This is a genomic window from Mycobacterium sp. E3247, assembly GCF_001667785.1.
Lineage (GTDB): Bacteria > Actinomycetota > Actinomycetes > Mycobacteriales > Mycobacteriaceae > Mycobacterium.
In genome coordinates this window covers 52,145-59,132 of the sequence record NZ_LZJG01000205.1, presented here as the reverse complement: position 1 = coordinate 59,132, position 6,988 = coordinate 52,145, and the positions used below count along the sequence as shown (strand labels likewise).

The following is a 6,988-nucleotide window of genomic DNA, read 5'->3' as shown; positions in this document are numbered from 1 at the left end:
GGCAGCCGCAGGTTGCGCCACGCCGGCGACGCCCCCACGTCGGCGAACTGGAACGACCCGCCGGGGTGCCCGCCCGCCGCTTCGTCGTCGGTCGCCCACTGGACCTGAACCTCGCGGGGGTCGAAACGGCCGGCCGCGCTCACCACCAGCAGCGGCCGCGCGCCGTCGCGGGCGGGCAGCCGGTACCAGCCCGATCGCAGATGGGCGGGCACCTGAATGCCCGGGCGCCAGCTGCCCAGCACGGGCGTGCGTGCCGGGTCCAGGTTGTAGGGCAGCTGCGCGACCGATCCGTTGATTCCGGGCGCCGGGGTGGTGCCGCCCTCGGTGCCGGCCTCCGCGCCGGTGACCAGCTTGTCGTCGTTGATGAAGCTGCGGTCACCGGGCCGCTCCATCACCGGGTCGGCCCGGACGTCGGCCGGAATGCCGTTGGGCGTGAAGGCTTCCGACAGGCCCGCCCCCAGTGCTTGTGCTACTACAGGGCCCGCCGTGGCGCTCACCGGGGACAGCATGCCGGCGTTGGGATCCTGTTCCACCAGCACGTCCTCGGCCAGGCCGCAGGACTTGCCGGTAAGCGCCTCGAGGTTGGAGCGACCCACCGACCACGCGGGGTACTGGGCGGTCATCGCCAGGGTCAACGACGCCACCTCGAAGACCACCAGCACCCAGGTCGCAATCGCCAACGGGGACTGGACAATTCCGGCAACTCGCGTGCCCAGACGGGTTTTGGGCGCGCCGTTGTCGGGATCGACGAAGTGGAACCACGCCGCCAGCAGCAGCACGAGGACGGTCAGCCCCAGTAGCGCGGTGGCGAAGGCGTAATGCCATGCCGGGAACGAATTCGACCATGGCACACCAAAATTGGAGACATACCACCAGCCGTTGACGCTGGCGAACGACAGGGCTACCAGGAACAGCACCGCCGCGGCGAACATGGTGCGGTTGCGGCGGGACCGCATCGCCACCGCGGTCACGGCGACCGCGGCCAGCGCACCCAGCGGCCCGGCCAGCCCGGCGAACACGCCGAAGTGGTGGGTCCACTTGGTGGGGGTGAACATCATCGCGATGAACGAGATGATGGTGATCCCGACGATGCGGCGGCTGGGCCCGGCGGCCGTGCCCGGAATCCGGCCCTTGCGCAACGACATGGCGACCGTGATGCCGAGCGCCAAGACGAGGGCCAGGACGGCGAAGCGGCGGGCGACCGATCCGTCGGGGCTGGCCATGAACAGCCGCTCGTAGCGGATGTGTTCGTCGAACCAGCTGAGGCTGGGCCCGACGGCGCGCTTGAGCATGCTGGCCTGCACCTCGCCGGCCAGAGTCTGGTCGCGGAAGATCAGGATGGCGGTGACGGTGACCGCGGCGAGCAGGGGCGCGACCAAGGGCAGCGCGCCGAACAGCTTGGATCGGCGGTGCAGGATGGTCCGCAGCGGCCCGATCGCGACCAGCAGGGCGCCGATCGAGGCGATGCCCGTCGGCCCGGAGAACAGCGTCAGCGCGCCGATGATGCAGGCGACCGCCACCGGCAGCAGCCGGCTGGTGGCCACCGCGCGCTCCACCGAGCACCAGGTCAGCAGGATGCCCAGCGCGATGATCGGCTCGGGCCGCAGGCCGTTGTTGAGCGGCAGCCACACGGCCAGGAACATGCCGGCCGCCGTCCACGCCGCGCCGCGGTTCTGTTTGACGGCGTGACCCAGGCGCGGCATGACCTCCCGGCTGATCACCCACCAGCACGTGAGCGCCATCGCCAGGGTGGGCAGCCGCATCCAGATGCTGGCGGTGCTGACGTGGGCCCACAGGGCCAGCAGGTCGTAGTACCAGCCGAAGGGGGCCTCCGGCGTGCCGAACCAGCGGTAGTAGTTGGCCATGTAACCGGCGTGCTCGGAGACCCGGGCCATGGTGAGGATGTAGCCGTCGTCGGAGGTGTTCGCGCCGACGAACTGCCACCACACCAGCACCGCGATGACCAGCGCGTCCAGCCCGCTGACCGACCACCAGCGCGACGGCAGGAAGCGGCGGTGGCGGGTGGCCCCGGCGGTTTCGAAGGCGGTGTCGAGCAGGTGCAGCGCGACCAAGGCGGCGGCGGTCAGCACCACGCCGAGGATCATCGCCGCCATCTTCAGCTGGGTGGGGCTGCTGCTGTATCGGGTGTCGATGGTCGCCGAGAAGCTCAGGCCCGCCGGCGCCGGCCCGCTGAGATCGGTGAACACACCGACGATCTGGGGCCGGAAGTCGTAGCCGCTCTTCTCCCCGCGCAGCGGCGAGCCGGGGTGCTCCGCGTTGGGTCCCTGGGTCAGCCCGACGAATTCGGCGGTGACCTTCTCGGCGTGTGCAGTGAAGGTCAACCGCTGGCAGGCCGGGCTGAGCACCTGGCTGAGTGGGGCGGTCACCACCGCGACGTTGCGCACCACCACCACGAGATAGTCGTTCGCGCGCTGGATGAGCAGCCCGCGGTCGACGGCCTTGGGGGCCTGCTTCGGCACTGTCGACAACAGCACCGTCTTGCCGGCGTTCGGCGCGCCGACCAGCCCGGCGGCGGCCTGGCAGGGGATGGTGACGCTGAGATCGGTGGCGACGTACCCGATCAGCGGCGCGTCGACGCTCGCGAAGGCGCCGTTCTGCGGCCAGTTCAGCTGCGCGGTGGTCTGGTTGACCGGCAGCAGCGGGGTGGCGATGGCCAGCAGGGCCCCGAGCAGCCCGGCGACGGTGGCAACCAACCGGGCGATCCGGTGGTTGGCTCCCGTGTCGGTCACGGTGCTAGATGCTAGTTCTTCGAGGCTGTGCGGTGAGGTGTCGGTGCTCATCAGTGGCTTGTCAGTGGTTTGTCGGGGGGTTTGCGGATCGCCACCACGAACGGGCCGACACCGTGGACCACGAACTGCGGGCTGTCGAAGAGGGCGGCCCGCAGATCGACGGTGTAGCGACGGACGTTGGGCTGGTTGGGATACACGTCCTCGGCCAGCCGCAGCGTGTAGTTGCCGTTCGCGCCGCGGCGCATGAGGAAGACCGTGGGCGGCGGCCAGGGACAGGTGTCGAGCGCGTGGATGAGCTCGTCGGCGGATTTGAGCTTGGACCACTTCTTGATCTGGGCGGCCCGCAGGTCGAATTGGGCCAGCGGGTTGGCGTAGTGCGACGTCAGTCCCTGGAATCCCCAATAGGGATAGAAGGACAGGAAGCTGTAGTCGGCGGTCATCACCACGGTCTGGTCGCGCGGCCTGCCGGTCACGGTCGCGATGGCGTGGTCGATGTCGGGGTAGAACTTCTCCGAGCTCGGCGGTCGACGGTCGCCCCGCTGGCCGTTGCCGTCGGTGTCGGTGTAGGCGATGGTGAGATCCGGGCGCAGCACGTCGGGGATGTCCTGGCTGAACGCGATGGCGGCGGCCAGGCCGATGGCCGCGGCGACGGGAAGGGTCGCTTTTTCCCAGGCGGCGCCTCGCGCGGACAGCGCCCGCACCGCCTCGATGAAGCCGAACGCCCCCGCGGCCACCAGCAGCACGGTCAGGGTGGGCTGGAGCCGGAACGACAGCAGCGTGGTGCGCGCGAGCGTGGTCAGCATCGACAGCAGCGACCACAGGTAGACGGCCAGCACCCCGACGGCCAGGGCCCCCGCCCGCGCGGATGACCGGGCCCGCACCACCAGCCACAGGGCGCCCAGCAGGCAGACCGCCCCGAGCAGCGAGAACTGCAGCATCGGGAAGGTCAGGACGGCGCCGTCGGCCGGCAGGTAGTGCTGGGCGCTGCCGGAGTTACTGACCGGACTGCGGGCCGCCCGGACCACGAACGGCAGCCAGGTGGTGCTCGCGATGGCCGCGGCGATGACGGCAATGACGGCCAGCCTGCGCAGCGGGTCGAGGGCGGCCCCGGCGCCACCCTGCCGCCACCGCACCCCGGCCAGCCACAGGGCCATCAACAGGACCGTGAACGCGCTGAAGCCGAACAGCAGCGTGTACCAGGTGGCGGTGAACCCCAGGAAGAGCCCGGCGGCGATGACGGCGGCCCATCCGCTTCTCGCGCTCGGCTCCGCCGCCGCGACCGTGAAGTTAGTTTCACGCTGGGCCTCGAGTGTGCTGTTAACTTCACGCTCGGCGACCACCGCCGCCCAGCCGCCCCCGCGCTCGCCGCCGCGCAGGCCCGACCAGGTCAACACCAGCACCGGCGGCAGCAGCAGGGTGATCATGGCCGCGTACGGCTCGGGCGAGCCATAGGCCAGGGTTGCCGCCGCGGTCGCGGTGGTGACGATCAGCGCGTACTCGAAGCGGACCATCCGCCACCACAGCACCAGGGCGACGGCGACCGCGATGGTGATCGAGGTGACGGCCCACGGCTTGTAGATCTCCCAGGCCGGCGTTCCGCTCAGCGCCGCGGCGCGCCCGCCGATCCAGAACCAGCCGGGCGGGTAGAACGGCGGCAGCCCGAGGTAGGTCATGTCGCGCAGGGCGGGGCTGTCGGTGAGTCGGGTCAGGTATTCGGTTCGGAATTGCTGGTCGACGGAGATGCCGAACAGATAGAGCTTGGTCGCGCCGAGCGGCATGCCCAGGGTCACGACGGTGAACGCGGACACGAACGCCAGCCCGCCCAGTTGGGCCGCCCACCGATACCGGCCGGACCGTCCCCACGCCCACCCGACGGCCACCAGGCCGGCCAGGCAGCCGACCTGGCCCACCGTGGTCAGCGCGTGCAGCTGGTTGGACGACGGGAAGGCCGGCCACTGCACGCGGGAGATGGCGGCCAGCGACACGACCGCGACGACGACGGCCACCGCGGCCGCCAGCGCCATCTGGCCCAGGGCGGCCAGCGCGTTACGCATGATCAGATTGGCAGCCTGCGGAAGACGCTCCGCGGAATGTGTCGCAACACCATCATCACGTAACGGAATGCTGCCGGCGCCCAAACCAATTCCTTACCCTTTGCGGCCGCGGTCACCGCCAGGTTGGCGACATACTCCTTGTCCACGGTGAGCGGGGCCTCCTTGACGTGGGCGCTCATCCGGGTACGCACCTGACCGGGGCGGATCACCAGAACGCGAACCCCGTACTCGCGCAGCGCTTCCCCGAGTCCCAGATAGAAGCCGTCCAACCCCGCCTTGGTCGAGCCGTAAACGAAGTTGGACCGCCGGACCCGCTCGCCGGCTGCCGAGCTCATCGCGATGATCTGGCCGAATCCCTGGGCGCGCATCTTCTCGCCGAGCAGCACCCCCACCGAAACCGCTGCCGTGTAGTTGATCTCGGCGGCCAGCACGGCCTTGTGCTGGTCCTGCCAGAGCTCTTCGGCGTCGCCGAGGATGCCGAACGCGACGATCGCCACGTCAATGTCTCCGTGGGCGAACGCCTCATCCATCATCTTGGGGTGGCTGTCGGGGTCGGTGGCCTCGAAGTCGATCAGCTCCACCGACCGCGCGCCCGCCGCCTTCATCTGGGCGACGGCGGCGTCGCGTCCCGGGTCATTGGGCATGGCGGCCAGCACAATTCGGGCGTGCGCGTTCTGCAGGTAGCGCTCACAGATGGCCAGCCCGATCTCGGACGTACCGCCGAGCAGCAGGATGGCCTGGGGGTTCCCCACGGCATCTAAAACCATTGACGCACCATTTACAGCAGCTCCAAACGTCGGGCCATGTCGGAGGCGAACACCCCGGCGGGATCCACCTTGCGGCGCACGGCGATCCATTCGTCGATCCGCGGGTACATGGCATGGAAGGTCTCGGCGCTCACCCGGGAATCCTTGGCGGTGTAGACCCGGCCCCCGAATTCCAGGACGCGCCGGTCGAGTTCGTTGAGGAACTCGTTGATGCCCGGCTTGTTCGGGAAGTCCATCGCGACGTTCCAGCCGGCCATCGGGAAACTCAGCGGCGCGCGGTTGCCCGGGCCGAACAGCTTGAACACGTTCAGCGCCGAGTAGTGGCCGCGGGTCTGGATCCAGCGGATGATGGCCTTGAACTCGTCCATCGCGTCCGGCGGCACCAGGAACTGGTGCTGCGCGAAACCCATTGGGCCGTAAGCGTTGTTCCAGCCGCTGACCAGGTCGAGCATGTGGTAGAACTGCGACAGGTTCATGATCTTGCCGGTGTAGTTTCCGCCCAGCCGGTAGTAAACCTCGCCGATGGCCATGAAGGACAGCTTGTTCATCGCGCTGACCGGAAAGATGTCCGGCACCGTCAACAGTTGCGGCGCATCGAATTTCAGCGGATTCTTGGCAAGTTTCTTGGGCAGTTGGTCCAGCGTGGCCAGGCTGCCGCGGCTGATGGCGGCGCGGCCGAGCTTGGGCGGCGGGCTGATCAGGTCGAACCACGCGCTGGAGTAGGTGTAGTTGGCCTCGCTGCCGTCGAGGTGGGCCGCGACCGTCTCGTCGAGGTCCTTGGTAGCCACCCCGTCGGCGATGAAGTACGCCGTCTCCGTCGGCGTCATCTCGATGGTCGCGCGCAGGACGATCCCGGTCAGGCCGTTGCCGCCGACGGTGACCCAGAACAGCTCGGCGTCGGAAGCGTCCGGGCCGTCGGGGGTGATGGTGCGGACGGTGCCGTCGGCCATCAGCAGGTCCATCGAGCGCACGTGGTTGCCGAAGCTGCCCGCGCTGTGGTGGTTCTTGCCGTGGATGTCGCAGGCGATCGCGCCGCCGACCGTGACCTGCCGGGTGCCCGGCAGCACCGGAACCCACAGGCCGAACGGCAGCGCCGCCTTCATCAGCTGGTCCAGGCTGACGCCGGCGTCGACGTCGACCAGCCTGGTGTCGGCGCTGATCGAGTGGATGCGGTCCAGCCCGGTCATGTCGATCACCAGGCCGCCGCCGTTTTGGGCGTTGTCGCCGTAGGACCGGCCCAGCCCGCGGGCGATCACGCCCCGTCCGTGCGGCCCGCCGGATTCGGCGACCCGGGCGACGGCCTTGGCGATCAGCTCGGGATCGCGGGTGGAGAGCACCTCGGCCACCGACGGCGCGGTGCGGCCAAAGCCGGTCAGCCGGGTGGTGGTGGTTACAACGTCGGGGCTCAACATCGTCA

At 69.4% G+C, this 6,988-nt stretch carries 4 protein-coding genes; all 4 read right to left on the bottom strand.

Annotation, left to right across the window (positions count from 1 at the left end; genetic code table 11):
- Nucleotides 1-2,801, bottom strand: a 2,801-nt coding sequence (locus A9X04_RS11170; RefSeq protein WP_067920263.1) for an arabinosyltransferase domain-containing protein, incomplete at its 3' end; no start/stop codon positions are given.
- Nucleotides 2,801-4,804: a galactan 5-O-arabinofuranosyltransferase gene (locus A9X04_RS11165; protein ID WP_067920261.1), complete on the bottom strand. Its 2,004-nt coding sequence runs from the start codon at nucleotides 4,802-4,804 to the stop codon at nucleotides 2,801-2,803. The genes A9X04_RS11165 and A9X04_RS11170, both read right to left, overlap by 1 nt.
- 2 nt (nucleotides 4,805-4,806) lie before the next feature.
- Nucleotides 4,807-5,571, bottom strand: a complete 765-nt coding sequence (locus tag A9X04_RS11160) for a decaprenylphospho-beta-D-erythro-pentofuranosid-2-ulose 2-reductase (protein ID WP_067920259.1) — start codon at nucleotides 5,569-5,571, stop codon at nucleotides 4,807-4,809.
- Between the two features lie 11 nt (nucleotides 5,572-5,582).
- On the bottom strand, nucleotides 5,583-6,983 hold the full coding sequence (locus tag A9X04_RS11155) for an FAD-binding oxidoreductase (protein WP_067920257.1): 1,401 nt from the start codon (nucleotides 6,981-6,983) through the stop codon (nucleotides 5,583-5,585).
- Between the last annotated feature and the right edge of the window lie 5 nt (nucleotides 6,984-6,988).